Raw genomic sequence first — 25,907 nt, forward strand, 5'->3', positions numbered from 1 at the left:
TTTTAGAAATTGGCAGCGATGCTTGCAATTTTTGAATTATGAGTGCAAATCAAGTAAATGGTTCTTAGATGTTTCTTAGATGTAAGGAATGACATAAAACACAGTAAAGCTGTTTATATTTAATAATTAATAAGAGTCACCGAAAAAAGAAATCTGTTAGTATGAAGTAGGCAACGTTGTGATAATTTCTAAGCCTGCTACAGGTTTTTTACTTGGTAAAGTAAAAATAAGATAAATTTTTAATTCATGTGAGATGATGCAATGAAAAAAATATATAAAGGAAAGTTGGTAGGATTCACCTTGATTGAGCTGATGGTTTCGGTTGCTATAATTGGCGTATTGGCTGCTTTCGCGTTTCCTATCTATCATGATTATATTATTCAATCGCAAATGGCGCGTATTCATAGCGAAATGTCGGCAGTACAACGCCAAATTGATGCCATTATAGTGAGTGGTGGTGTGCCAACCATTGTTAAAGCGGAAGATGGCACGCCCGATGCAGCAGGCACGCGGCGCGAATACTTTGGCATTGAAACATGGGAAAGCACGTCTGATTTAATTGAAATCGCGCAGCCACAATATGATAGCGCACATAATTTTAATAATCTGCATTTGGTGGTGGGCGATTCGGCCTTGTCATCCATACATGGTTTGGTGATTGATTTAGGTAGAAATGCAGACGGTATCTGGAGTTGTGCTATTTCCAAAACGGGCACGCTTTCGGGTTGGAAAGCAAAATATAATCTGCCAAATTGCAAAGTGGTTAATTAAATAAGAATAGTTAGAAAGCTACTATCAATACTGATGGTTGGAGCGAGTATCAAGAATTAATTGATAAAATTGGCGAAAAATTCATAGCTTGATTTTCAGGCTGCTGAATAATTATCACGAAAGCAGATGCCCCCGCATCTGCTTTTTCCTTTTGATGCAGCCTGAAAATCCCCTAAAATCCCCCTTTTCCATTTTCAGGCTGCCTATCATGCCACACCAAGCACAACAAAAAATCCAAACCCTAACCGCCCAGCTCAACCAATACGCCCACGAATACTACACGCTTGACGCGCCCAGCGTGCCCGATAGCGAATACGACCGTCTATACCGAGAATTGGAGGCGTTGGAAGCCGAATATCCGCAATTCAGGCTGCCTGAAAGCCCCACTAATCGCGTGGGCGGCGCGGTGTTGGAAGGCTTTGAAACGGTAACCCATGCCGTGCCGATGTTGTCGTTGGCGAATGCGTTTTCGCCGCGCGATGATGAATCGGGCGCGTTTGACCACGCCGAAATGCGCGCGTTTGACGAGCGCGTGTGCAAGGATTTGGGCACGGCGCACACCGAATACATTATTGAGCCCAAGTTTGACGGTTTGGCGATTAGCCTGTTGTATCAAAACGGTATTTTGATTCAGGCTGCCACGCGCGGCGATGGCACAACGGGCGAAGATGTAACCGAAAACGTGAAAACGGTACGCAACATTCCCTTGAGGCTGCACGGCGATGAAGTGCCTGATTTAATTGAAGTTCGCGGCGAAGTGCTGATGCTGAAAGCGGATTTTGCCGCGCTCAATGCCCGTCAGTTAGACGCGGGGCAAAAACCGTTTGCCAACCCGCGCAATGCGGCGGCGGGCAGCTTGCGCCAGCTTAATTCGGCGATTACGGCGCAGCGTAAATTGCATTTTTTTGGCTACGGCATTGCGCGGTTGAGTGATGCGTTTAGGCAGCCTGAAAGCCATGCGCAGGAGATTGAACTCTTGGCGCGGCTGGGGTTTAGCGAGCCGCAAGCGCAAATTCGCGTGTGCGCCCATATCCGCGAAGTGCTGGATTTTTACGAAACCATGTCGCAGCAACGCCCCAGCTTGCCTTATGAAATTGACGGCATGGTGGTGAAAGTGAACGATTTGCGGCAGCAGCAAATGCTGGGCTTTGTGTCGCGCGCGCCGCGCTGGGCGATTGCGCACAAATTCCCCGCCGAAGAAGCCTTGACCACGGTTGAAGCGATTGATGTGCAAGTGGGGCGCACGGGTTCCATCACGCCTGTGGCGCGGCTCAAACCCGTGTTTGTGGGCGGCGTAACCGTAACCAACGCCACGCTGCACAACCAAGACGAAGTGTCACGCAAAGATGTTCGCGTGGGCGATACCGTGGTGGTGCGCCGCGCGGGCGATGTGATTCCCGAAGTGGTGCGCGTGGTGTTGGAACGCCGCCCGATGCGCAACGTGGATTTGCTGGGTGAACAGCAAGAGCCGCAGTATCCCGCTTTCAGGCTGCCTGAAAGCTGCCCCGTGTGCGGCAGCGCAGTGGAGCGCGAAATCGGCGAAGCGGTCGCCCGCTGCACTGGCGGCATCGTATGCAAAGCCCAGCGCGCGCAAGGGCTGATTCACTTCGCCAGCCGCAAAGCGATGGATATTGTCGGCTTGGGCGACAAGCAGATTGAAGCCTTGGTGGAACAAGATGTGTTGCACAGTTTTGCCGATATTTATCAATTAAATATAGCCAAGTTGCAAACCATCAAAGACAGCAAATCGGGCGCGAACAAATGGGCGCACAATATTTTGGACGCGATTGCCGCCAGCCGCCAGCCGCCGCTCGCCCGCTTCCTGTTTGCGCTTGGCATTCGGCACGTTGGCGAAAGCACCGCCAAGCAGCTTGCCGCCGCGTTTGGCGATTTGGACACCGTGCGCCGCGCACCCGAGCCTGTGCTCGCCTGCCTGCCCGACATCGGCAGCGTGGTCGCCCATTCCATCGCGCACTTTTTCAGGCTGCCTGAACAGCAAAAATTGCTGGATGATTTGTTGCGTTTCGTGTCGCCGCAAGAGGCAGCGATTGCCACGCTTGTGCACGAATACGTCACGCCCGCGCGTTGGCTGGCGCGTTTGCCCGATTACAAAATCAGCGAAAAACGCGCCCAAGAGCTGTGGGACTTGGCAGGCGGCAGCATCGCGCAACTGCTTGCGGATGATGCCCTGCCGCCCGATTGGCAAACATGGCGGAGGCAGCCTGAAAACGCCCGACTGTTGCGCGAAATAGAAGCCTTTCTCGCCCAGCTGCCCGAGCATGCGCCGCAGCCCGACAACGCCGTTTCAGGCAGCCTGAAAAACGAAATCGCAGGCAAAACTTTTGTGCTCACTGGCACACTGCCCACGCTCAAACGCGACCAAGCCAGCGCGATGATTGAAGCGGCGGGCGGCAAAGTGTCAGGCAGCGTATCCAAGAAAACTAATTTTGTGGTGGCAGGCGCGGAAGCGGGGTCTAAATTGGAGAAAGCGCAGAGCTTGGAGATAACGGTGTTGAGCGAAGAAGAGCTGTTGGGGATGCTGGGGTAGCAAGGGGATTGCATGGAACGAATCGTAGCCATCCGAAAAAACGGCGTTGAATTGTCAGGCGTTTTGAACGATGTAACCACCGCCAGCCATCGCGCCCAAATCACTTTGAATTACAACCAGACGAGCCTCACCAAAACGGCAGACGATTTCTTTGACGCGCTGCGCCAAATCCGATTGGAACTGGAAACGCAAAACGCGATGATTTTATGCAACGGCGCAAGAATAGATGCTTATCCGTCTGGCATGAGCCGCCAAATGAGCCTTGGGCTTATCGTGTATTTGAACCAAATGGGGCAGCCCGCCAAGCAGAAGGCCGCGATTTTTGATAAAGCCGATGCGGATTGGGTTGCATCGGTTGCCGAGCAAGATAAATATCATCGCGATTGGCTGGCGAGTTTGTTGCAATAGGCTGTGCAGCAATCCAAGTTTGCAGATTGGTATCACTGTTGCACTCACCTAAAATCCGTTTCAGGCTGCCCATCCCCCCGATAGGCAGCCTGAAAACCATATCCCCCTTTACAAAACCCTAACAAACGATTAAAACCCCACCTTTTCCATCCACACCATATATTAGGAGACCAACATGAAAGTAGGATTTATCGGCTGGCGCGGCATGGTCGGCTCAGTCTTGATGCAACGAATGCGCGAAGAAAACGACTTCGCCCACATCCCCGAAGCCCATTTTTTCACCACATCTAATGTAGGCGGCGCAGCGCCCGATTTCGGTCAAGCCAACAAAACCCTGCTGGATGCCAACAGCATCCCCGAGCTTGCCAAAATGGACATCATCGTAACCTGCCAAGGCGGCGATTACACCAAATCCGTCCACGAACCCCTACGCGCAAGCGGCTGGAATGGCTACTGGATTGACGCAGCTTCCGCGCTGCGCATGAAAGACAACGCCATCATCGTGCTAGACCCCGTAAACCGCAATGTGATTGATGCAGGTTTAAAAAACGGCATCAAAGACTACATCGGCGGCAATTGCACCGTATCGCTGATGCTCATGGCGCTGGGCGGTTTGTTCCAAAACAACCTAGTTGAATGGGCAACCAGCATGACCTACCAAGCCGCATCAGGCGCAGGCGCAAAAAATATGCGCGAGCTGATTAGCGGCATGGGCGCGGTGCACAGCCAAGTTGCCGCCGAGCTTGCCGACCCCGCCAGCGCCATTTTGGCGATTGACCGCAAAGTATCCGACTTTTTGCGCTCCGAAGACTATCCCAAAGCCAACTTTGGCGTGCCCTTGGCAGGTAGCCTGATTCCGTGGATTGATGCCGATTTGGGCAACGGGCAATCCAAAGAAGAATGGAAAGGCGGCGTGGAAACCAACAAAATTCTGGGCGCCAACCGCCCCGTAATTGTGGACGGCTTGTGCGTCCGCATCGGCGCAATGCGCTGCCACAGCCAAGCGATTACGCTGAAACTGAAAAAAGATTTGCCGCTGGCAGAAATTGAGCAAACCATCGCTGGCGCAAACCAGTGGACAAAAGTCGTGCCCAACACCAAAGAAGCCACCATTCACGAGCTCACGCCCGCAGCAGTAACCGGCACGCTGGCAACCCCGGTTGGGCGCATCCGCAAGCTGGAAATGGGCGGCGACTACATCAGCGCGTTTACCGTGGGCGACCAACTGCTGTGGGGTGCGGCAGAGCCGATTCGCCGCATGCTGAACATCGTGTTAGGGAAACTGTAACCAGAATTGGCGTGTGCGCACGCTTTAAGGCAGCCTGAAACCCGTTTTCAGGCTGCTTTGCTGTGATTTTTAATTTTTTAATTTGAATTAGGGGTAGAGACCGTACCGAATCTTTACAAAAGCGCAGAAGCAGCCTAAAAGCAAGCAAAGCGGGTTTCTGTAACAGGTAAAACAAAACAAAATGCCTACATTGCAAATGTCAAAGGCATCCTGAAAACCCCACACTCCCAACTTCATGCTGTCCATCCCGACCATTTTCAGCAGGCAAAGCTGCCTTTGTTGGTTACCGCAAAAGCCAACCGAACAAAAAAATCATTACAAAAAAACCATTACCGGGCAGGCATTTGCCGGTTGCAGGAGAATATTTTGCTGCGTATGAGTTGACAATATTGGGTGGGGCGGGTATAGTTTGCATCTTTCGCTGCTACGGCAGTCAAAGCTTCTGTAAAGAAGCTTAAGTTTTGTTCTTTAAGAAGACAGATTACCGATAAGTGTGAGTGCCTGATGGTCTCACACTGCGACAAAAACAGACAAGAAGGATTGATGATGATTTAGGCTTTTAGTTTGAATTGTTATTGATTGCCTTGTCAGTTTCTTTGAAGCAGACCAGAATAAAGTAAGTTAGAGATTAAACATAAGAGTTTGATCCTGGCTCAGATTGAACGCTGGCGGCATGCTTTACACATGCAAGTCGAACGGCAGCACGAAAGAGCTTGCTCTTTTGGTGGCGAGTGGCGAACGGGTGAGTAATGCATCGGAACGTACCGAGTAATGGGGGATAACTATCCGAAAGGATAGCTAATACCGCATACGCTTTGAGAAGGAAAGTGGGGGCTCTTCGGACCTCACGTTATTCGAGCGGCCGATGTCTGATTAGCTAGTTGGTGGGGTAAAGGCCTACCAAGGCGACGATCAGTAGCGGGTCTGAGAGGATGATCCGCCACACTGGGACTGAGACACGGCCCAGACTCCTACGGGAGGCAGCAGTGGGGAATTTTGGACAATGGGCGCAAGCCTGATCCAGCCATGCCGCGTGTCTGAAGAAGGCCTTCGGGTTGTAAAGGACTTTTGTTAGGGAAGAAAAGGATAGTGTTAATACCATTATCTGCTGACGGTACCTAAAGAATAAGCACCGGCTAACTACGTGCCAGCAGCCGCGGTAATACGTAGGGTGCGAGCGTTAATCGGAATTACTGGGCGTAAAGCGAGCGCAGACGGTTTATTAAGCAAGATGTGAAATCCCCGAGCTTAACTTGGGAACTGCGTTTTGAACTGGTAAGCTAGAGTATGTCAGAGGGGGGTAGAATTCCACGTGTAGCAGTGAAATGCGTAGAGATGTGGAGGAATACCGATGGCGAAGGCAGCCCCCTGGGATAATACTGACGTTCATGCTCGAAAGCGTGGGTAGCAAACAGGATTAGATACCCTGGTAGTCCACGCCCTAAACGATGTCAATTAGCTGTTGGGGCACTTGATGCCTTAGTAGCGAAGCTAACGCGTGAAATTGACCGCCTGGGGAGTACGGTCGCAAGATTAAAACTCAAAGGAATTGACGGGGACCCGCACAAGCGGTGGATGATGTGGATTAATTCGATGCAACGCGAAGAACCTTACCTGGTCTTGACATGTACGGAATCTTCCAGAGACGGAAGAGTGCCTTCGGGAGCCGTAACACAGGTGCTGCATGGCTGTCGTCAGCTCGTGTCGTGAGATGTTGGGTTAAGTCCCGCAACGAGCGCAACCCTTGTCATTAGTTGCCACCATTCAGTTGGGCACTCTAATGAGACTGCCGGTGACAAACCGGAGGAAGGTGGGGATGACGTCAAGTCCTCATGGCCCTTATGACCAGGGCTTCACACGTCATACAATGGTCGGTACAGAGGGTAGCCAAGCCGCGAGGTGGAGCCAATCTCAGAAAACCGATCGTAGTCCGGATTGCACTCTGCAACTCGAGTGCATGAAGTCGGAATCGCTAGTAATCGCAGGTCAGCATACTGCGGTGAATACGTTCCCGGGTCTTGTACACACCGCCCGTCACACCATGGGAGTGGGGGATACCAGAAGTAGGTAGGCTAACCGCAAGGAGGCCGCTTACCACGGTATGTTTCATGACTGGGGTGAAGTCGTAACAAGGTAGCCGTAGGGGAACCTGCGGCTGGATCACCTCCTTTCTAGAGAAAAAGAGACGATTAGGCACTCACACTTATCGGTAAACTGTACATAAAGATGCGACACATAGGGTTTGTAGCTCAGGTGGTTAGAGCACACGCTTGATAAGCGTGGGGTCGTAGGTTCAAGTCCTACCAGACCCACCAAGAGAAGCAAGCCGCAAGTAAAAAACCTCATGAGAGGAAAAGAGAATACTGGGGGCATAGCTCAGTTGGTAGAGCACCTGCTTTGCAAGCAGGGGGTCATCGGTTCGATCCCGTTTGCCTCCACCAAGATTTCCCAAATCAAAGCAGCCTGAAAGCATGTTAGGCTATTTTAATTTGCGAAAACAACGCATCGATCTTTAACAAATTGGAAAGCCGAAATCAACAAACAAAGACAAAAGTTTGGATTGGTTTGAAATGCTGGTGCAACAGCATTTCAGGCAGCCTGAAATGCCATTTAACGCAAGTTAAAAAGCAAACAGGCAAAAAAGAAACAAACAAAAGAATTTGGGTGATGATTGTATCGACTTAATCCTGAAACACAAAAGGCAGGATTAAGACACAACAAAGCAGTAAGCTTTATCAAAGTAGGGAATCTAAGTTATAGCGGTAGTCAACGCTGGTTATAACGAAGTCAAAAGGTTCTTCAAATGATAGAGTCAAGTGAATAAGTGCATCAGGTGGATGCCTTGGCGATGATAGGCGACGAAGGACGTGTAAGCCTGCGAAAAGCATCGGAGAGCTGGCAATAAAGCAATGACCCGGTGATGTCCGAATGGGGAAACCCACTTAGTTTACTAAGTATCCTTGTCTGAATACATAGGACAAGAGAAGCGAACCCGGAGAACTGAACCATCTAAGTACCCGGAGGAAAAGAAATCAACCGAGATTCCGCAAGTAGTGGCGAGCGAACGCGGAGGAGCCTGTATAAGATAGCCAAACTGTTAGAAGAAGGAATTGGAAACTTCTGCCATAGTGGGTGATAGCCCCGTATTCGAAAACAGATTGGTGGTACTAGGTATACGACAAGTAGGGCGGGACACGAGAAATCCTGTCTGAAGATGGGGGGACCATCCTCCAAGGCTAAATACTCATCATCGACCGATAGTGAACCAGTACCGTGAGGGAAAGGCGAAAAGAACCCCGGGAGGGGAGTGAAATAGAACCTGAAACCTGATGCATACATACAGTGGGAGCGGAATAATTCCGTGACTGCGTACCTTTTGTATAATGGGTCAACGACTTACATTCAGTAGCGAGCTTAACCGGATAGGGGAGGCGTAGGGAAACCGAGTCTTAATAGGGCGACATAGTTGCTGGGTGTAGACCCGAAACCGAGTGATCTATCCATGGCCAGGATGAAGGTGCCGTAACAGGTACTGGAGGTCCGAACCCACGCATGTTGCAAAATGCGGGGATGAGCTGTGGATAGGGGTGAAAGGCTAAACAAACTCGGAGATAGCTGGTTCTCCCCGAAAACTATTTAGGTAGTGCCTCGAGTATGAGACTGATGGGGGTAAAGCACTGTTATGGCTAGGGGGTTATTGCAACTTACCAACCCATGGCAAACTAAGAATACCATCAAGTTGCTCCTCGGGAGACAGACATCGGGTGCTAACGTCCGGTGTCAAGAGGGAAACAACCCAGACCGCCAGCTAAGGTCCCAAATGACAGATTAAGTGGTAAACGAAGTGGGAAGGCACAGACAGCCAGGATGTTGGCTTAGAAGCAGCCATCATTTAAAGAAAGCGTAATAGCTCACTGGTCGAGTCTTCCTGCGCGGAAGATGTAACGGGGCTCAAATCTGTAACCGAAGCTGCGGATGCACTTTTAGTGCATGGTAGGGGAGCGTTCTGTAGGCCTGAGAAGGTGTATCGTAAGGTATGCTGGAGGTATCAGAAGTGCGAATGTTGACATGAGTAGCGATAAAGCGGGTGAAAAGCCCGCTCGCCGAAAGCCCAAGGTTTCCTACGCAACGTTCATCGGCGTAGGGTGAGTCGGCCCCTAAGGCGAGGCAGAGATGCGTAGTCGATGGGAAACGGGTTAATATTCCCGTACTTGATTCAAATGCGATGTGGGGACGGAGAAGGTTATGCTGGCAATCTGTTGGAATAGATTGTTTAAGCCGGTAGGTAGAAGGAGTAGGCAAATCCGCTTCTTTAATACCGAGACGTGATGACGAGTGTCTACGGACATGAAGCAGCAAATACCACGCTTCCAGGAAAAGCCACTAAGCTTCAGTTTGAATTAAACCGTACCGCAAACCGACACAGGTGGGCAGGATGAGAATTCTAAGGCGCTTGAGAGAACTCGGGAGAAGGAACTCGGCAAATTGATACCGTAACTTCGGGAGAAGGTATGCCCTCTAATGTAAAGGACTTGCTCCGGAAGCATCTGAGGGTCGCAGAGAATCGGTGGCTGCGACTGTTTATTAAAAACACAGCACTCTGCTAACACGAAAGTGGACGTATAGAGTGTGACGCCTGCCCGGTGCTGGAAGGTTAATTGAAGATGTGAGAGCATCAGATCGAAGCCCCAGTAAACGGCGGCCGTAACTATAACGGTCCTAAGGTAGCGAAATTCCTTGTCGGGTAAGTTCCGACCCGCACGAATGGCGTAACGATGGCCACACTGTCTCCTCCCGAGACTCAGCGAAGTTGAAATGGTTGTGAAGATGCAATCTCCCCGCTGCTAGACGGAAAGACCCCGTGAACCTTTACTGTAGCTTTGCATTGGACTTTGAAGTCACTTGTGTAGGATAGGTGGGAGGCTTAGAAGCAGAAACGCCAGTTTCTGTGGAGCCGTCCTTGAAATACCACCCTGGTGGCTTTGAGGTTCTAACCCAGACCCGTAATCCGGGTCGGGGACCGTGCATGGTAGGCAGTTTGACTGGGGCGGTCTCCTCCCAAAGAGTAACGGAGGAGTTCGAAGGTTACCTAGGTCCGGTCGGAAATCGGAATGATAGTGCAATGGCAAAAGGTAGCTTAACTGCGAGACCGACAAGTCGAGCAGGTGCGAAAGCAGGACATAGTGATCCGGTGGTTCTGAATGGAAGGGCCATCGCTCAACGGATAAAAGGTACTCCGGGGATAACAGGCTGATTCCGCCCAAGAGTCCATATCGACGGCGGAGTTTGGCACCTCGATGTCGGCTCATCACATCCTGGGGCTGTAGTCGGTCCCAAGGGTATGGCTGTTCGCCATTTAAAGTGGTACGTGAGCTGGGTTTAAAACGTCGTGAGACAGTTTGGTCCCTATCTGCAGTGGGCGTTGGAAGTTTGACGGGGGCTGCTCCTAGTACGAGAGGACCGGAGTGGACGAACCTCTGGTGTACCGGTTGTGACGCCAGTCGCATCGCCGGGTAGCTAAGTTCGGAAGAGATAAGCGCTGAAAGCATCTAAGCGCGAAACTCGCCTGAAGATGAGACTTCCCTGAGGATTTAATCCTCCTAAAGAGTCGTTCGAGACCAGGACGTTGATAGGCAGGGTGTGGAAGCACGGTAACGTGTGAAGCTAACCTGTACTAATTGCTCGTGAGGCTTGACTCTATCATTTGAAGAACTTTGCAATAAAACAAAGTGAAGCAAAGATAAAGCTTACTGATGAATACATTCATCACCGAAATAAGACAAAATAAAGTAATAAATAAAAAGTTGATAAACGGCTTGCCAATTTGACAGTTTATGTTTGGCGACCATAGCGGTTTGGTCCCACTCCTTCCCATCCCGAACAGGACAGTGAAACGAACCAGCGCCGATGATAGTATGGATTCCCATGCGAAAGTAGGTCATCGCCAAACTCCTTATGCAAAACCCCTTTGGTTGCCATCACAGCCAAAGGGGTTTAGTCTTGGGTGCTGTTTGATTTTATTTGTTACAGCAGCCTGTAAGTGAAATATATTTGCTACGGTGCAATGATTGGCTTGCATAATGCATACTTTGAAAATAGAATGCGGCTTTTGTTTTAAATCACTTTATGGAGATTTTATCATGTTAAAAAAATTATTCTTGGCTGTGCTGGCTTCGTTGAGCTTTTCTTTTGCGCTGGCTGCGGTTGATTTGAACACGGCAACGGTGGAGCAACTGAGTACGCTGAAAGGCATTAAGGCGAAAAAAGCTACGGCAATTGTGGAATACCGTCAAAAAAATGGTGCGTTCAAATCAGTGGATGATTTGAAAAACGTGCCCGGTATCGGACAAAAAACGGTGGATAAGTTGAGAAGCGAATTGACGGTGGGCGCTGCTGCGCCTGCCTCCCAACCCAAAGCGGCGCCCAAACCTGCTGCGCCTAAGGCTGATAAGGCCAATAAGGCTGATGCCGCTAAGTAATCTGGAATAACGACAAGAACCGCCATGACTTAATGTCGCGGCGGTTTTGTTTTGGCAAGACGAAGGGTTTGTCCCCTGTTTAGCCCGCCCTAAATCTCGTAAACAAGTGTAGAATCCAGCCTTTTTCTATTTTCATCAATTATGTCCTTTTTGCTTCTATTAACCGCATTATCAGACGGCAAACCCCGCCATGTAACCGAGCTTGCTCAAATTGCTCAAACCACGCCTGCCCAGCTCAACGGCTTATGGCAACAAGCGCCGCAGCATTTGCATAGTTTGCTGCGTCAAAACGATGGTTACTGGAAACTTGCCAAAGCCATCGCACTCTTGCCTGAAAACACACAACATCCTTTGTTTGACGTGCAAGTGCAGCCTGAAACCGCATCCACCAACACATTATTGCTTGACGATGCGCGTTCAGGCTGCCTGATTCATCGGCGCGTGATTGCTGCGCACACGCAAAATGCGGGGCGCGGGCAGCAAGGCAAAAGCTGGCACAACCAGCTGGGCGAATGTCTGATGTTTAGCATGGGGTGGACATTTGAGCAGCCGCAAGCGGAGCTGGGCGCATTATCGTTGGTTGCCGCGCTCGCTTGCCAACGCGCCTTGTCGCAACTGGGTTGTGCCGTGCAAATCAAGTGGCCAAACGACCTTGTTATCGGTATGGACAAGCTGGGCGGCATTCTGATTGAAACCGTGCGCAGCAACAACCAAACCCACGCCGTTATCGGCATCGGTATCAATTTTCTTGTGCCCGAGCAGGCGGAAAACAGCACCTCTTTTCAGGCTGCATCGAGCGCCAAACACAGCACCGCCGAAGTGTTCAACGTTTTGCTCAACGAATTGTACAGCCATCTGACTCAATTCGCGCAAGTAGGCTTTGCCCCGTTTCAGGCTGCCTATGAAGCGGCGCACCGCGACCAAAACCAAACCGTTTATTTATTGCACGGCGACCAAATCACCCAATACGGGCAGGTGCTGGGCGTAACCGAACGCGGCGAATTGCGCCTGCAAACCGACTACGGCGGCGTGCAGCACATCGCCAGCGGCGAAATTAGCCTGCGCCGCCCCGAGCAACTGCACGCCAACAGCCACCATTATCTTTTGCTGGACAGCGGCAACAGCCGTCTCAAATGGGCATGGGTGGAAAACGGTGTCATCCTGCGGACAGGGCAAGCGCTTTACCGCGATTTGTCGCGCCTAGCGCACGAATGGGCAGAATACGGGCAATCCGATACCCGCATCGTGGGCTCATCGGTGTGCAGCATGGCGAAACGCGAAACGGTCGCCTACCGTTTGCAACGCCCCATCGAATGGCTCACCTCCATGCCCCATGCGCTCGGCATGGTTAACCACTACCGCAACCACGAAGAACATGGTGCAGACCGCTGGTTCAACGCGCTGGGCAGCCGCAAGTTCAGCCACAACGCCAGCGTGGTCGTAAGCTGCGGCACAGCCGTAACCATCGATGCGATTACCGCCGACAACCATTATCTTGGCGGCAGCATCATGCCGGGGTTTCACCTGATGCACGAATCCCTGCTGCAAAAAACCGCCAATCTGCACCGCCCCGAAGGGCAGCGCTATCCCTTTCCCACCACCACCGCCAACGCCATCGCCACCGGCATGATGGACGCGGTGTGCGGCTCTATTTTGCTGATGCACGCAAGGCTCAAAGAGCGCAACCACAATCAGCCCACCGACCTCATCATCACAGGCGGCGGCGCGCGCAAGATTGCCGAAGCCTTGCCCGAAGCATTTAGTTTGGACAATAAGGTAAAAATTGTAGATAATCTCGTAATTTTTGGCTTAATCAACTGGTTAGAGCATCAACCAGCCCATAAGGAATAAGAATGAAGTGGATATTTGCCACGCTGGTGGCGCTTAATCTCATCGTGTTTGCGGGATTTGTTGGCAATAAAATCATGAATCCCAAAAAACCGCAGCCGCAAGTCGTGCAAGCGCCGCAGCAACCCCAAGCGCCACAACAAATCATCATTAACACAGGCAATGGCACGCCCACCACCGTTTCCACCAACGGCACAGTAACCACCAACGGCGTGCCCGCAGGCAGCGCCATTGGCAAAATCGTGGGCAGAACCGCCAACACCGTGCGTCCGCAGCGCAATGCGAACGCTAACAACACGGGCGCTTCGCCGTCGGCAGGCAGCGGCAAAACAGCCCAAACGGCAGCCGCCGAGCCGCGCGCCAAATACCGCGCTTGTTCCGCCCGCGTGAGCATCCCCGAGGATGACTACCACCGCATCAAAGGCTTGCTGGGCAAATTCCCGCACGCGGCATCGCGCCAAGTGGTGCAGGGCGGCGGCGAGGGAGACAGCCAAACTTCTGCCCGCATGAATATTATGTTTATGTCGGTGAGCAACGAAGAGGCGGGCGAGTTGCAAAGCATTGTGGGGCGTTATGGCGCGTTGAACCGTACGGCTTGCGACCACTAATTTCAAACGATAGGCAGCCTGAAAACCAGAATAAGCGTTTTCAGGCTGCCTTTGGTTTGTTCAACTTATTCAACTAATGAGGTAGCCTGAAATCTAAAATGGAACGGCGGCGGTTCGCCGCCAAATGGCTGATTAAACAGAACATGACTGGTTCGCCAAGATGTCGGCGAGCCGCCGACGCTCCATCGGTTGTGGATTTTGCAAAGGTTTCAGCCTGAAAACCCATTCCCCCCAACAAAAAACCGTTTGGCGCAACACCAAACGGTTTTGTTTCCTACCAATAAGGCAGCCTGAAACCACTATTTAGGTTTCCAGGCTGCCTCATCATAGGGCGGTTGCCATCACAAATTCGGGTTCACAATAATCTTAACCGCCGATTCATTATTGTGAATCAGCCGTTCAAAGCCTTCCGAAATCAGCTCGTCCAGCTTGATGCGCTGCGTGATAAACGGTTTCAGATTGATTTTGCCCGATTCCACCAGCTTGATGGTTTCGGCATGGTCGTTGCAGTAGGCGATGGTGCCGCGCACGTCCAATTCTTTCATCACCACGCTGTGCACGTTGATGGTGGCGGGTTTGCTCCAAATAGACACAATCACCACTTTGCCCGTTGGCTTCATGGCGGCAACCAAAGTATCCAACACTTTGTTTACGCTGGTGCATTCAAACGCCACGTCCACGCCTTTACCATCGGTGAGTTTCATCACTTCGGCGACCACGTCCACTTCGCTGGGGTCAAGAATGTAGTCTGCCACGCCCGCTTCGCGTGCTTTTTCTTTGCGCGCTTTGCTCAGTTCGGTGATGATGACTTTAAGCCCTTTGGCTTTCAAAATGGCGGATAACAGCAAGCCAATCGGCCCCGCACCGCCCACCAACGCCACATCGCCTTCTTTCGCGCCCGAGCGCACAAAGGCGTGATGCCCCACCGACAGCGGCTCAATCAACGCCGCTTCATCTAGCGGGATGGCATCGGAGATGGGATGCACCCAGCGGCGTTTGACCGCGATTTTCTCTGCCAAACCGCCGCCGCAGCCGCCCAAGCCGATAAAGTTCATGTCTTTGGACAGATGGTAATTGCTGCCTTCGCCCGTTGGCACATCGTCGCGGATGATGTAGGGCTCAACCACCACGTGCTGCCCCACTTGAATATCGGTAACGCCTTCGCCCACGGCATACACCACACCCGAAAATTCGTGCCCCATGGTAACGGGCGCGGATTCGCCCGAAATGGGATGCGGATGGCCGCAAGGCGGAATAAAAATCGGGCCTTCCATAAATTCGTGCAAGTCGGTGCCGCAGATGCCGCACCAAGCCACCTTGATGCCGACTGTGCCAGGGGCAACGGTGGGTTCGGGGATGTCTTCAATGCGAATATCGCCTTTGTTGTGGAAACGTGCTGCTTTCATTTGTGTTTACTCCTATTTGGTAGGTTGGAATAAGCAAACGGGCGGTACTGCTGTCCGCTTGCAGCGGGCAATCGCTTCAAACTACAACAATCGCGCAAGGCAGTTTAGCTGAGCGACTACTGTAACTGTATTGTAAACTTATGAAAAAATAGGGTGCAAGGTTTTTTACACGGATTCTGTTTTCAGGCTGCCTCTGATGTATCGCTGAGGCAGCCTGAAAACCCTTCCCGCCCCCGCCCAAGCAAATAAATCACCGCTTGGGTGCAATTTCCCATTGCCCAATCATTTTAATTTCCCCTACAATGCAAACCACTCTTAACAAATCTCGCTTAAATCTTTACATTTCAAGGAGCATCGCATGAACCAACCCGCTGCAAAACCCGCGTGGTACAACCGCATCGGTCTGATTTGGCAGATTATCATCGGCATGGTAATTGGCATCATCATCGGGCAATTTATCCCATCGGCCGCGCCTACTGTTGGCATTTTGGGCAGCCTGTTTGTGGGCGCGCTTAAAGCCGTTGCGCCGTTTTTGGTGTTTATTTTGGTAACGGCGGCGATTGCCCAGCACAACGAAGGCGCGCAAACGCATATGCGCCCGATTTTGCTGCTGTATTTAATCGGCACGTTTGGCGCGGCGGTGATTGCCGTGGCGGCGAGCTTTATGTATCCCACCACACTTACGCTGGTTGCAGCGCCCGAAACTAATCTTGCGCCGCCATCAGGCATCGCCGAAGTGCTGAAAAACGTGTTGATGAGCTTGGTGTCCAACCCAATTAGCGCGTTATCCAGCGGCAACTACATCGGCATTTTGGCTTGGGCGTTGATGCTGGGCTTTGCGCTGCGCAATGCCAACGAAGTAACCCACACCATCATCGGCGATTTAGCCAGCGCGGTTTCCATGATTGTGCGCGGCGTGATTAGGTTTGCGCCACTGGGCATCATGGGCTTGGTGGCGGTTACCGTGGAAGAAACGGGCTTCAAACGCATGGCGCAGGAATACGGGCATTTGATTTTGGTGCTGCTTGGCTGCATGGGCTTGGTGGCGTTTGTGTTCAATCCGTTGATTGTGTGGTGGAAAATCCGCCGCGACCCGTATCCTTTGGTGTTGATTTGCTTGCGCGAAAGCGGCATCCCTGCGTTTTTCACCCGCTCTTCCGCCGCCAATATTCCCGTGAACATGGCGTTGGCGAAAAAATTGGGCTTGCATGAAGACACCTATGCCATGTCCATCCCGCTGGGCGCAACCATTAACATGGCGGGCGCGGCGATTACGATTACCGTGTTGGCACTGGCTGCGGCGCACACGCAAGGCATTCATGTGGATTTTGGCATGGCGTTGCTGTTGAGCTTGGTGGCGACGGTGAGCGCGTGTGGCGCATCGGGCGTGGCGGGCGGCTCGCTGCTGCTGATTCCCGTGGCGTGCAGCTTGTTTAATATCCCCAACGATGTTGCCATGCAGGTGGTGGGCGTGGGCTTTGTGATTGGCGTGATTCAGGATTCGGCGGAAACGGCGTTGAACTCGTCCACCGATGTGTTGTTTACGGCGGCGGCGGATTTGGGGGCGCAGCGCAAGGGCAAGGGATTAAACTAACCTGCCGCAGCCATTTTTTAAAAACATGATTTTCAGGCTGCCTAATTAAGCCATTATTAGGCAGCCTGAAACACAATTATCAAGGAACGCATGATGACCACTTCTCCCATCCCGCACACGAACATCGCCCTCATCGGCGCAGGCATTATGAGTGCCACGCTGGGCACTCTGCTCAAACAGCTTGCGCCCGAAAAAAGCATCACCGTGTTTGAACGGCTGGGCGCGCCCGCGCTGGAAAGCTCGCAAGAAAGCAACAACGCGGGCACGGGGCACGCCGCGCTGTGCGAACTCAACTACACCCCGCAAGCCGCCGATGGCAGCATCAGCATCAACCGCGCCGTTGCCATCAACGAAAAATTCAGCCTATCGCTGCAACTGTGGGCGCATTGGGCAAAGCAAGGCTGTATCCGGCAGCCTGAAAACTTCATCCGCCGCCTGCCGCACATCAGCTTTGTAACAGGCGAGCGCGACATGCAATTTCTGCGCGCCCGCCATACCGCGCTGGTGCAGCATCCGCTGTTTGCCGCCATGCAATACAGCGAAGACGAAGCCACGCTGCGCCAATGGCTGCCGCTGATGATGCACAACCGCCCCAGCAGCCAAGCCATCGCCGCCACCCGCATAGACCACGGCACAGATGTAAACTTCGGCGAGCTCACCCGCCAGCTTTTCGCCCACCTTGCCGAGCAGCAAGCCGAGTTTCATTACAACACCGAAGTAACCGCCATCAACCGCACCACCGAGCAAAAATGGACGATTGCCAGTCTAAAAGACGGTGTATTGCAGCAACACACCGCCGATTTCGTGTTTATCGGCGCGGGCGGCGGCAGCCTGAATTTGCTGCAAAAAACAGGCATCCCCGAAAGCCAACACATTGGTGGCTTCCCCGTGAGCGGCTTGTTCCTCGTGTGCCGCAACGAAGAATTGATTGCCCAACACCATGCCAAAGTGTATGGCAAAGCCAAAGTGGGCGCGCCGCCGATGTCCGTTCCCCATTTGGACACGCGCTATATTGACGGCAAAAAAGCCCTGCTGTTCGGACCTTTTGCAGGCTTCACCACCAAATTCCTCAAACACGGCTCAATCTGCGATTTGCCTGCCTCGCTCAAACCGCACAACTTGCGCACCATGCTCACCGCAGGCATCAAAAACCGCGCCCTAACCCAATACCTGATTGGGCAAGTGTTGCTCAGCAAAGAACAGCGCATCCAAAAATTGCGCGAATTTATCCCCGATGCACGAGAAGAAGACTGGGAGCTTGCCCAAGCGGGGCAGCGCGTGCAAATCATCAAAGACACCGCCAACGAACACGGCAGCCTGCAATTTGGCACGGAAGTCATCCACGCCCAAGACGGCAGCCTTGCCGCCTTGCTCGGCGCATCGCCGGGGGCATCCACCTCGGTTGCCATCATGCTGGAAGTGCTGCAAAAATGTTTTTCAGGCAGCCTGAAAGACTGGGAAGGCAGCCTGAAAACCATGATACCGTCTTACGGGCAAACCCTTGCCGACCAGCCCGAACTGCTCGCCCGCGTGAACGCGGAAATTGAGCAAGCCTTGTTTGCCAAGCAGAATTAGAACGGTTAAAGCAAAAACAGCCTGAAAACGCCATTTCACGTTTTCAGGCTGCCTTTATTTCACCTCAAATCAATCAAGCAAAAACCAACTCCCCATCGCGCGCTTCCACGCGAATGGTGCTTTCAGGCGCGTAACGCCCTTCCAGCAATGCTTTTGCCAACGGGTTTTCAATCTCGGCTTGAATCGCCCGTTTGAGCGGACGCGCGCCGTAAACAGGGTCAAAGCCCGCTTGCGCCAACACATCCAACGCCGCTTCCGAAACCTCCAAGCGCAGGTTTTGTTCCGCCAAACGTTTTTTCAGGCTGCCTAATTGGATTTGCGCGATGCTGCGGATGTTCGCCGCGTTCAAGCCGTGGAACACCACCACTTCGTCAATACGGTTAATCAGCTCGGGGCGGAAATACGCTTTCACATCTTCCATCACCGCCGCTTTCACCGCATCGTAATCCGACGTGTCGCCCATCGCCTGAATCGCTTGGCTGCCGATGTTGCTGGTCATCACGATGACCGTGTTTTTAAAGTCCACCGTGCGCCCTTGTCCGTCGGTCAAACGTCCGTCGTCCAACACTTGCAGCAGAATGTTGAACACATCGGGATGCGCTTTTTCCACCTCGTCCAGCAAAATCACGCTGTACGGTTTGCGGCGCACTTGCTCGGTCAGATAGCCACCTTCTTCGTAGCCCACATAGCCCGGAGGTGCGCCGATTAAACGCGCGATGCTGTGTTTTTCCATGTATTCCGACATATCAATGCGGATAAGGTGGTCTTCGCTGTCAAACAAGAAGCCTGCCAACGCTTTGCACAGCTCGGTTTTGCCCACGCCGGTTGGACCTAAAAACAGAAAGCTGCCGTAAGGCTTGTTCGGGTCGGCCAAACCGCTGCGGCTGCGGCGGATGGCATCGGACACCGCGCGCACCGCTTCGTCCTGCCCCACCACGCGGCGGTGCAGCACATCTTCCATTTTCAGCAGTTTTTCGCGCTCGCCTTCCATCATTTTGGACACGGGAATGCCCGTCATGCGCGACACGATTTCGGCGATTTCTTCCGCGCCCACTTCGGTGCGGAACAGCGTGTTGGTTTTTTTCAGGCTGCCTGAACGCTCCGCGTCTTTCAGTTGCAGCGTTAATTTGGGCAGCTCGCCGTATTCCAGCTCGGAAGCCAAGCCATAATTGCCCGCGCGTTTGGCTTGCTCGATTCTGGTTTTCAGATTGTCGATTTGCGTTTTCAAATCGCTCATGCTCACGGAAGACGCTTTTTCCGCTTTCCAGATTTCGTCCAAATCGGCGTATTCTTTTTCCAAGCCCGCAATTTCCTCGTCAATCAACGCCAAGCGTTTTTTGCTCGCGTCGTCCGTTTCTTTGGCAACGTGCATTTTTTCCATTTTCAACTGGATAATGCGGCGATCCAGCTTGTCCATTTGCTCGGGTTTGGAATCAATTTCCATTTTGATGCGGCTGGCGGCTTCGTCAATTAAATCAATGGCTTTATCGGGCAAGAAGCGGTCGGTGATGTAGCGGTTGGATAACTCTGCCGCCGCCACAATCGCAGGGTCGGTAATATCTACGCCGTGGTGGATTTCGTAACGCTCCTGCAAGCCGCGCAAAATCGCAATCGTGTCTTCCACGCTCGGCTCGTTCACCAACACTTTTTGGAAACGCCGCTCCAACGCCGCGTCTTTTTCAATGTATTGGCGGTATTCGTCCAAAGTGGTCGCGCCGATGCAGTGCAGCTCGCCGCGCGCCAGAGCGGGTTTGAGCATATTGCCCGCGTCCATTGCGCCGTCGGTTTTGCCCGCGCCCACCAGCGTGTGGATTTCGTCGATGAAAATCAGCGTGTTGCCGTCGTCTTTCGCCAAATCGTTCAACACTGCTTTCAAGCGTTCTTCAAATTCGCCGCGATATTTCGCGCCCGCAATCAACGCCGCCAAATCCAGCACCAGCAGGCGTTTGCCGCGCAGGCTTTCGGGCACTTCGCCGTTTACGATGCGCTGCGCCAAGCCTTCCACAATCGCGGTTTTGCCCACGCCCGGCTCGCCGATGAGCACGGGGTTGTTTTTGGTGCGCCGTTGCAGCACTTGAATGGCGCGGCGGATTTCGTCGTCGCGCCCGATAACGGGGTCGAGCTTGCCGTTGCGCGCGCGTTCGGTTAAATCGGTGGTGTATTTTTTCAACGCCTCGCGTTGGTCTTCTGCGTTTGGATTGTCCACAGTTTGTCCTTGGTTGAGTTTTTCAATCGCTTGGTTGAGCTTGGCTTCGGTTACGCCCGCGTCTTTCAAAATTTTGCCGGTTGCGCCGTTTTCTTGGATTAAACCCAGCAAAAACAATTCGCTGGCAATATAAGCATCGCCGCGTTTCATCGCCGCTTTGTCCATCAGATTCAGCGCGTTTTGCAGCTCGCGGCTGGGGAACATTTCGCCGCCTTGCCCCGACACTTTCGGCAGCGCGTTTAGGGCAGCCTGAACGCCTTGTTTAATCTGCGTGATGTCGCCGCCCGCTTGCACCAAGAGCGCCGCCGCGCCGCTGTCGTTGTCGTTTAACAGCGCCTGCAAAACGTGCACGGCTTCCAAATAGCCGCAATCGCTTGCCATCGCTTGGCTTTGCGCCTCTTGCAAGGCAGCCTGAAATTTGGTGGTTAATTTGTCGTATCTCATGTTTCGTTTTTCCTTAATTAGAATGATTGCATGAATACGATATAAGGCTGGTCTGGCAAAAAAACAAGCGCGAATTTTCAGGCTGCCTGAAATTTGTTTTGTTTGAAAACATGGCGTTGGCTTTTTCAAGCCTTGCCACCTAAAATTTCCTTGCCAGTAATTGTAAAAATTGGTATAGTTCGCCGCTTCAAGACGGAGGTGTGGCAGAGCGGTTTAATGCAACGGTCTTGAAAACCGTCGAGGGTTGATAGCCCTCCGTGAGTTCGAATCTCACCGCCTCCGCCAACAAAATTTTCAACCCCAAGCGGTTTTGCCGTTTGGGGTTTTTTGCGTGCGCGGGCCTCGGGTGGATGGATTAAGGCAGCCTGAAAATGGCGCGGGCGATTGGATTTCGCCCTTCCGTTTCCAGGCTGCCTCTGTGTGGTCAGGCAAAGGCTTCTTCGCTGATGTCCAGCTGGCGGGTGGCCGCCCATGCGGCAAGGCAGGCTTCGTAATCGGCAAGGGGGACGCGGAAAACAAGGCGGCAATCCAGCTGCAATTCTTGCCGGATAAGCGCGGCGCGGTGGGCTTTGCCGATGCGCAGGGCTTCGTTGAGCATGGGGTAACCGCAGCGCAGGTAAACGGTTTTTTCTATGTTTTTTTCCACGATGTCGGCAGCCTGAAACGCCATTTGGCTGGCGGTTTTGTAGGCATGGATGAGGCCGGGCACGCCCAGCAGCGTGCCGCCGAAATAGCGCACCACAATCACCAGCACATCGGTGAGTTCAAAGGAGTCAATTTGCCCGAGGATGGGGCGACCTGCGCTGCCGCTGGGTTCGCCATCGTCGTTGGCGCGAAATTGGTTGCCGTCTGTGCCGATGCGGTAGGCGTAGCACCAATGGCGGGCTTTGTGGTGGGCTTGCCGCTGGGCTTCAACGTGGGCTTTGGCTTCTTCGGCAGTGCGCACGGGATAGGCGTAGGCGATGAAGCGGCTGCCTTTGTCTTTGAACTCGGCGCTGACGGGGGCGGCTAGGGTGCGGTAGGTGGTAGGCGGTGCGGGCATAATGGCTGTTTTCAGGCTGCCTCTGATGGATAGGGCAGCCTGAAAAGGGGAATAACGGTAATAAAAGGCAGCCTGAAAATGACTTGCGTGTTTTCAGGCTGCCTTGATGGGAGGGATTAGTGGTGATGCCCGTGTGCGCCATGCACATGGCCGTGTGCGATTTCTTCTGCGCTGGCTTCGCGCACGGCGGCAACCGTGCCTTTGAAGCGGATTTTCATGCCTGCGAGCGGGTGATTGCCGTCCACCACGGCTTTGCCGTCGGCAACGTCGGTTACGCGGTAGATAATCACGCCGCCGTGTTCGGGGTCGTCGGCTTCAAACATCATGCCGGGCTCCACTTCCACGGGGAACACTTTTACGTCTTCAATGCGCACCAGCTCGGGGTCTTGCTCGCCGAACGCGTCTTCGGGCTGCATGGTGATGTCCACTTCGTCGCCCACGTTTTTATCGTGCAGGGCTTCTTCCACCAGCGGGAAAATGCCGTCGTAGCCGCCGTGCAGGTATTCGATGGGTTCTTGGGTTTTGTCTAACAGGTTGTTATCCGCGTCGTACATTTCGTAGTGCAGCGACACAACGGAGTTTTTTTGGATGCTCATGGGGTTTCCTTTGGGCGAATGCTTGGTTTCAGTTTCGCGGTTGCGAAGCGACGGAGTATAACATAGGCGGATGGGCCGCGCTGGATGTTGCGCGGTGGCAACAGGAACGGCGCGCGGATTGGGTTTGATTTCAGTCGATTATTTCCGCATCGGCGTGTTTTTATGCGGACAAAATCTGTTTCAACACAAATAAATATACGATTTGATTGCGCAGTAGTCTAATTTCATGCACAATGCGCGAGTTTTGTGGCAAGCGAGTAGCTAAATAACATTCATTTTGCTGACTCGTTTTGCTTTTTATTCAACGATAAAAAATATTTGAAGGTGTTAAACATGAAAAAATCACTACTGTCTGTTGCTTTGATGTCTTTGTTGCTGGCTGCTTGCGGCGACAACAAACCTGCTGCCAGCCAAGCGGCTTCTGCGGCGCAAGAAGCGGCTTCTACCGTAGCTGCCGAGGGCGCGTCTGCTGCTTCTGCGGCACAAAACGCGGCTGTTGAAGCGGCTTCTAACGCGCAAGCGGCCGTTAATTCTGCTGCTTCCGAAGCCAAAGGCGCAGCTTCTGATGCGATGTCTGCGGGTGCTTCTATGGTGGAAGCAGCGGCTTCTAAGGTGGCTGCAGCGGCTTCTGCTGCTAAATAATGCAGAAAACCCGTATTCGCGGCTTGCTGTTGAATAGGGGTTTTTAGCTGGTAACAGCTGCGATGCAAAGGCTGGATACTTTTGGGTATTCAGCCTTTTGTTGTTTGGGAAGGGGAGGATGGGCAGCCTGAAACCTTTGCAAAACCCGCAACCCATGGAGCGGCGGCTTGCCGATGTTGCCAACCGGTGAAGCCCTGTTGAATACGCCATTGGGCAACGAGCCGTCGCTGTGCCATTTTGGATTTCAGGCTGCCTCAGGGTTTTTGCAAAGGCGGCAGCCTGAAAAAAGGGATGGTGGCGGATTATGGGTTGGCGGCGGAATGATTGTAAAATGGCAAGTTTGTAGGGGATTTCGGGCGCAATGGCTATTTTGCCAGCAGGATGTTCGGATGCTTGCGGCGCGGGGGATGATGGTTTCGCGGGAAACGGTTGATTGCATGGTTTTCTGCGGATGTTTGTTTAATTTAATGGATTTCAGGCTGCCTGAAATCTTTGCCAAGCGGTTTTTTGGATGGAGGCAATGCGTATTGCAATCCGTCCTTGTCGGCGAGCCGCCGACGCTCCATTGTGTGTTTAAGACTCTTTGGCAAAGATGGTTTCAGGCTGCCTTGCGGTTTAAGGAAGTTGGTATGTTTAAAAATTTGATAAAGCGGGTGCTGCCGAAAAAACGCGCGGCGGGCAAGGTGCATTGCGTGCGCCATGCGGTGAAGCTGGCTGTGCGCAATCAGGCGGCTTTGCGGGTGTTGGAGAGCTTGCATCGGGCGGGGTTTGAGGCGTATTTGGTGGGCGGTGCGGTGCGCGATTTGCTGCTGGGCATCGAGCCGAAGGATTTTGATGTGGCAACCAGCGCCACGCCCGAGCAGGTGCATCGTTTGTTTCGCCGCAGCCGGATTATCGGGCGGCGGTTTCAGATTGTGCATGTGATGCAGGGCAGCGAGACGATTGAGGTGAGCACGTTTCGCAGCGGCGGGCGGGTGATGCAGAATGCGAGCGGGCGGATTATGCGGGATAACGCGTATGGCTCGTTGGAGCAGGATGCGATGCGGCGTGATTTCACCTGCAATGCGCTGTATTACGATGTGGCGGCGCAGCAGGTGCTGGATTTTCACGGCGGCTGGGAGGATGTGGCGGCGCGGCGCTTGGTGATGATTGGCGATGCGGCGGAGCGTTATCAGGAAGACCCTGTGCGGATGCTGCGGGCGGCGCGCTTGTCGGGGAAACTGGGCTTTGCGGTGGAGGCGGCAACGGCGGCGCCGATTGGGGAGATGGGGCTGCTGCTGCGGCATGAGCCTGTGGCGCGGTTGTTTGATGAATTGTTGAAAATTTTGTTGTCGGGCAATGCGGCGGGCTGCTTGGCTGCCTTGCGGCGGCTGGGCTTGACGGAGGCGGTGCATCCTTTGCTCTCGGCGATGTTGCGGGCGGCGGATGGCGGGGCGCAGCATGTTGGGCTGCTGGCTTTGCAGCAGACGGATGCGCGGCTGGGGGCGGGCAAATCGGTGTCGGTGGGGTTTATGCTGGCGGCGTTGTTTTGGCAGGATGTGGACGGGCGCTGGCAGGCTGAAATGGGGCGTGGCACGGGGGCGGCTGCGGCGATGGGCGCGGCGGTGAACGGCTTGCGCGATGATATGGAGCGCGGCTGGGGCGTGCCGCAGCGGTATTCGGCAACAATGCGCGAGATTTGGCTGTTGCAGCCGCAGTTTGCGCATCAGCGGGGTGGTCGTCCGTTTCGCTTGCTGGCGCAGGCGCGGTTTCGCGCGGCGTATGATTTTTTGCTGTTGCGCGCGCAAATGGATGAGGATTTGCAGCCGCTGGCGGATTGGTGGACGCGCTTTCAGCACGCTTCGGATGCGGACAAGCGGGCGATGGTGGAGGCGGCGGGACAACAGAGTGGCGCGGCTGCTGGGGCGGGCGGGGCGAAGAAGAAACGGCGGCGTAGGAAGAAAAGCAGCGGGGAGTAGATGCGTTTCAGGCTGCCTTTGGATGCAGAGGCAGCCTGAAATTTAAAATGGAGCGGCGACGGCTCGTCGCCAAATGCTTGGTTCAACAGGGCTTTACTGATTGGAAAAATGTCGGCGAGCCGCCGACGCTCCATTGGCTGCAAGTTTTGCAAAGGTTTCAGCCCGAAAAGGCTTGAATTGAATGGATTGAGGCAGCCTGAAAACGGTTATACGGTTTTCAGGCTGCCTCAAATTTCGCTTTTAAAATCAAGACAAGCATGGCAAGCAAAAATAAGCCCACGATAATAAATGCCAATCTTTTGTACCAAAGGCTGGCTCGCGCTTCTCGTTTTTCAACGGCGCGCATCTCGTCTTGAAAGCGTTTGAGTGCGTGGTCTGTATGCTTTATTTCTGCGTTCAGCGTTTCTAATATTGCTTGCAGGCGTTGTTCTATTGCTTCTAATTCGCTTGTAATTTGGCGAATGTCGTTGTCGTTTTGGCTGGAGGTGTTCATT

Annotated in this window: 17 protein-coding genes, 3 tRNA genes and 3 rRNA genes; 17 read left to right on the top strand and 6 right to left on the bottom strand. The window is 53.1% G+C overall.

The annotated features are described in order from the left end of the window. Nucleotides 1–261: 261 nt before the first annotated feature. From JDW22_RS08595 to JDW22_RS08650, 12 genes are all read left to right on the top strand, one after another. Nucleotides 262–771, top strand: a complete 510-nt coding sequence (locus JDW22_RS08595; RefSeq protein WP_003793334.1) for a type IV pilin protein — start codon at nucleotides 262–264, stop codon at nucleotides 769–771. Nucleotides 772–979: 208 nt separating this feature from the next. Then, nucleotides 980–3,319 carry an NAD-dependent DNA ligase LigA gene (ligA, locus tag JDW22_RS08600; protein ID WP_200522676.1) on the top strand — a complete coding sequence of 780 codons (2,340 nt, stop codon included), beginning with the start codon at nucleotides 980–982 and terminating at the stop codon, nucleotides 3,317–3,319. 12 nt (nucleotides 3,320–3,331) lie between these two features. Next, nucleotides 3,332–3,727 carry a hypothetical protein gene (locus JDW22_RS08605; protein ID WP_200522677.1) on the top strand — a complete coding sequence of 132 codons (396 nt, stop codon included), beginning with the start codon at nucleotides 3,332–3,334 and terminating at the stop codon, nucleotides 3,725–3,727. 175 nt (nucleotides 3,728–3,902) lie between these two features. Further along, entirely contained in the window at nucleotides 3,903–5,015 is a 1,113-nt protein-coding gene (gene asd, locus JDW22_RS08610; RefSeq protein ID WP_200522678.1) for an aspartate-semialdehyde dehydrogenase, read from the top strand. A 630-nt stretch (nucleotides 5,016–5,645) separates the two neighbouring features. Continuing rightward, a 16S ribosomal RNA gene (locus JDW22_RS08615) occupies nucleotides 5,646–7,186 on the top strand. Between the two features lie 67 nt (nucleotides 7,187–7,253). Continuing rightward, nucleotides 7,254–7,330 (top strand) — tRNA-Ile (locus JDW22_RS08620). Between the two features lie 50 nt (nucleotides 7,331–7,380). Next, nucleotides 7,381–7,456: transfer RNA gene (locus JDW22_RS08625), tRNA-Ala, on the top strand. 369 nt (nucleotides 7,457–7,825) lie between these two features. Further along, nucleotides 7,826–10,714: ribosomal RNA gene (locus JDW22_RS08630) — 23S ribosomal RNA — on the top strand. A gap of 138 nt (nucleotides 10,715–10,852) precedes the next feature. Then, a 5S ribosomal RNA gene (gene rrf, locus JDW22_RS08635) occupies nucleotides 10,853–10,965 on the top strand. Together the 16S, 23S and 5S rRNA genes with 2 tRNA genes alongside form the textbook arrangement of a ribosomal RNA operon. A 190-nt stretch (nucleotides 10,966–11,155) precedes the next feature. After that, nucleotides 11,156–11,494: a ComEA family DNA-binding protein gene (locus JDW22_RS08640; RefSeq protein WP_200522679.1), complete on the top strand. Its 339-nt coding sequence runs from the start codon at nucleotides 11,156–11,158 to the stop codon at nucleotides 11,492–11,494. Between the two features lie 141 nt (nucleotides 11,495–11,635). Beyond that, a complete protein-coding gene (locus tag JDW22_RS08645; protein WP_200522680.1) occupies nucleotides 11,636–13,345 on the top strand; it encodes a biotin--[acetyl-CoA-carboxylase] ligase in 1,710 nt (569 codons plus the stop codon). A gap of 2 nt (nucleotides 13,346–13,347) precedes the next feature. Then, the gene (locus tag JDW22_RS08650) at nucleotides 13,348–13,950 is read left to right on the top strand and encodes a cell division protein (RefSeq protein ID WP_200522681.1); all 603 of its coding nucleotides are present in this window, start codon (nucleotides 13,348–13,350) and stop codon (nucleotides 13,948–13,950) included. A gap of 341 nt (nucleotides 13,951–14,291) precedes the next feature. Here the strand turns inward: JDW22_RS08650 and JDW22_RS08655 are convergent, their stop codons facing one another. Then, complete coding sequence (locus tag JDW22_RS08655) at nucleotides 14,292–15,356, bottom strand: 2,3-butanediol dehydrogenase (RefSeq protein WP_200522682.1); 1,065 nt, start codon at nucleotides 15,354–15,356, stop codon at nucleotides 14,292–14,294. A 358-nt stretch (nucleotides 15,357–15,714) separates the two neighbouring features. Here JDW22_RS08655 and sstT point away from each other — a divergent pair, with 358 nt between their 5' ends. Next, the gene (gene sstT / locus JDW22_RS08660; RefSeq protein WP_200522683.1) at nucleotides 15,715–16,950 is read left to right on the top strand and encodes a serine/threonine transporter SstT; all 1,236 of its coding nucleotides are present in this window, start codon (nucleotides 15,715–15,717) and stop codon (nucleotides 16,948–16,950) included. A gap of 90 nt (nucleotides 16,951–17,040) precedes the next feature. Continuing rightward, nucleotides 17,041–18,525, top strand: a complete 1,485-nt coding sequence (gene mqo, locus JDW22_RS08665; protein WP_200522684.1) for a malate dehydrogenase (quinone) — start codon at nucleotides 17,041–17,043, stop codon at nucleotides 18,523–18,525. 73 nt (nucleotides 18,526–18,598) lie between these two features. On the opposite strand, the gene clpB is transcribed toward mqo, so the two are convergent. Next, nucleotides 18,599–21,175, bottom strand: a complete 2,577-nt coding sequence (gene clpB / locus JDW22_RS08670) for an ATP-dependent chaperone ClpB (protein ID WP_200522685.1) — start codon at nucleotides 21,173–21,175, stop codon at nucleotides 18,599–18,601. 194 nt (nucleotides 21,176–21,369) lie between these two features. Here clpB and JDW22_RS08675 point away from each other — a divergent pair. Then, a tRNA-Ser gene (locus JDW22_RS08675) sits at nucleotides 21,370–21,460 on the top strand. A 139-nt stretch (nucleotides 21,461–21,599) separates the two neighbouring features. On the opposite strand, the gene JDW22_RS08680 is transcribed toward JDW22_RS08675, so the two are convergent. Further along, a complete protein-coding gene (locus tag JDW22_RS08680; RefSeq protein ID WP_200522686.1) occupies nucleotides 21,600–22,217 on the bottom strand; it encodes an IMPACT family protein in 618 nt (205 codons plus the stop codon). Between the two features lie 116 nt (nucleotides 22,218–22,333). Beyond that, on the bottom strand, nucleotides 22,334–22,813 hold the full coding sequence (locus tag JDW22_RS08685; RefSeq protein ID WP_003798192.1) for an FKBP-type peptidyl-prolyl cis-trans isomerase: 480 nt from the start codon (nucleotides 22,811–22,813) through the stop codon (nucleotides 22,334–22,336). Nucleotides 22,814–23,146: 333 nt separating this feature from the next. Between JDW22_RS08685 and JDW22_RS08690 the strand changes: the two genes are divergently transcribed. Then, on the top strand, nucleotides 23,147–23,455 hold the full coding sequence (locus JDW22_RS08690; protein WP_003798189.1) for a hypothetical protein: 309 nt from the start codon (nucleotides 23,147–23,149) through the stop codon (nucleotides 23,453–23,455). A 464-nt stretch (nucleotides 23,456–23,919) separates the two neighbouring features. Here JDW22_RS08690 and JDW22_RS13925 read toward each other — a convergent pair whose 3' ends face one another. Continuing rightward, nucleotides 23,920–24,045 (bottom strand): hypothetical protein, encoded by a 126-nt coding sequence (locus JDW22_RS13925; protein WP_268884220.1) that lies wholly within the window; start codon nucleotides 24,043–24,045, stop codon nucleotides 23,920–23,922. A gap of 39 nt (nucleotides 24,046–24,084) precedes the next feature. On the opposite strand from JDW22_RS13925, the gene pcnB reads away from it, so the two are divergent. Then, the gene (gene pcnB / locus JDW22_RS08695) at nucleotides 24,085–25,413 is read left to right on the top strand and encodes a polynucleotide adenylyltransferase PcnB (protein ID WP_200522687.1); all 1,329 of its coding nucleotides are present in this window, start codon (nucleotides 24,085–24,087) and stop codon (nucleotides 25,411–25,413) included. Nucleotides 25,414–25,630: 217 nt separating this feature from the next. Here pcnB and JDW22_RS08700 read toward each other — a convergent pair whose 3' ends face one another. Beyond that, entirely contained in the window at nucleotides 25,631–25,906 is a 276-nt protein-coding gene (locus tag JDW22_RS08700; protein WP_200522688.1) for a hypothetical protein, read from the bottom strand. Between the last annotated feature and the right edge of the window lies 1 nt (nucleotide 25,907).

Source organism: Kingella bonacorsii (assembly GCF_016623605.1).
Classification (GTDB): Bacteria; Pseudomonadota; Gammaproteobacteria; order Burkholderiales; family Neisseriaceae; genus Kingella_B; species Kingella_B oralis.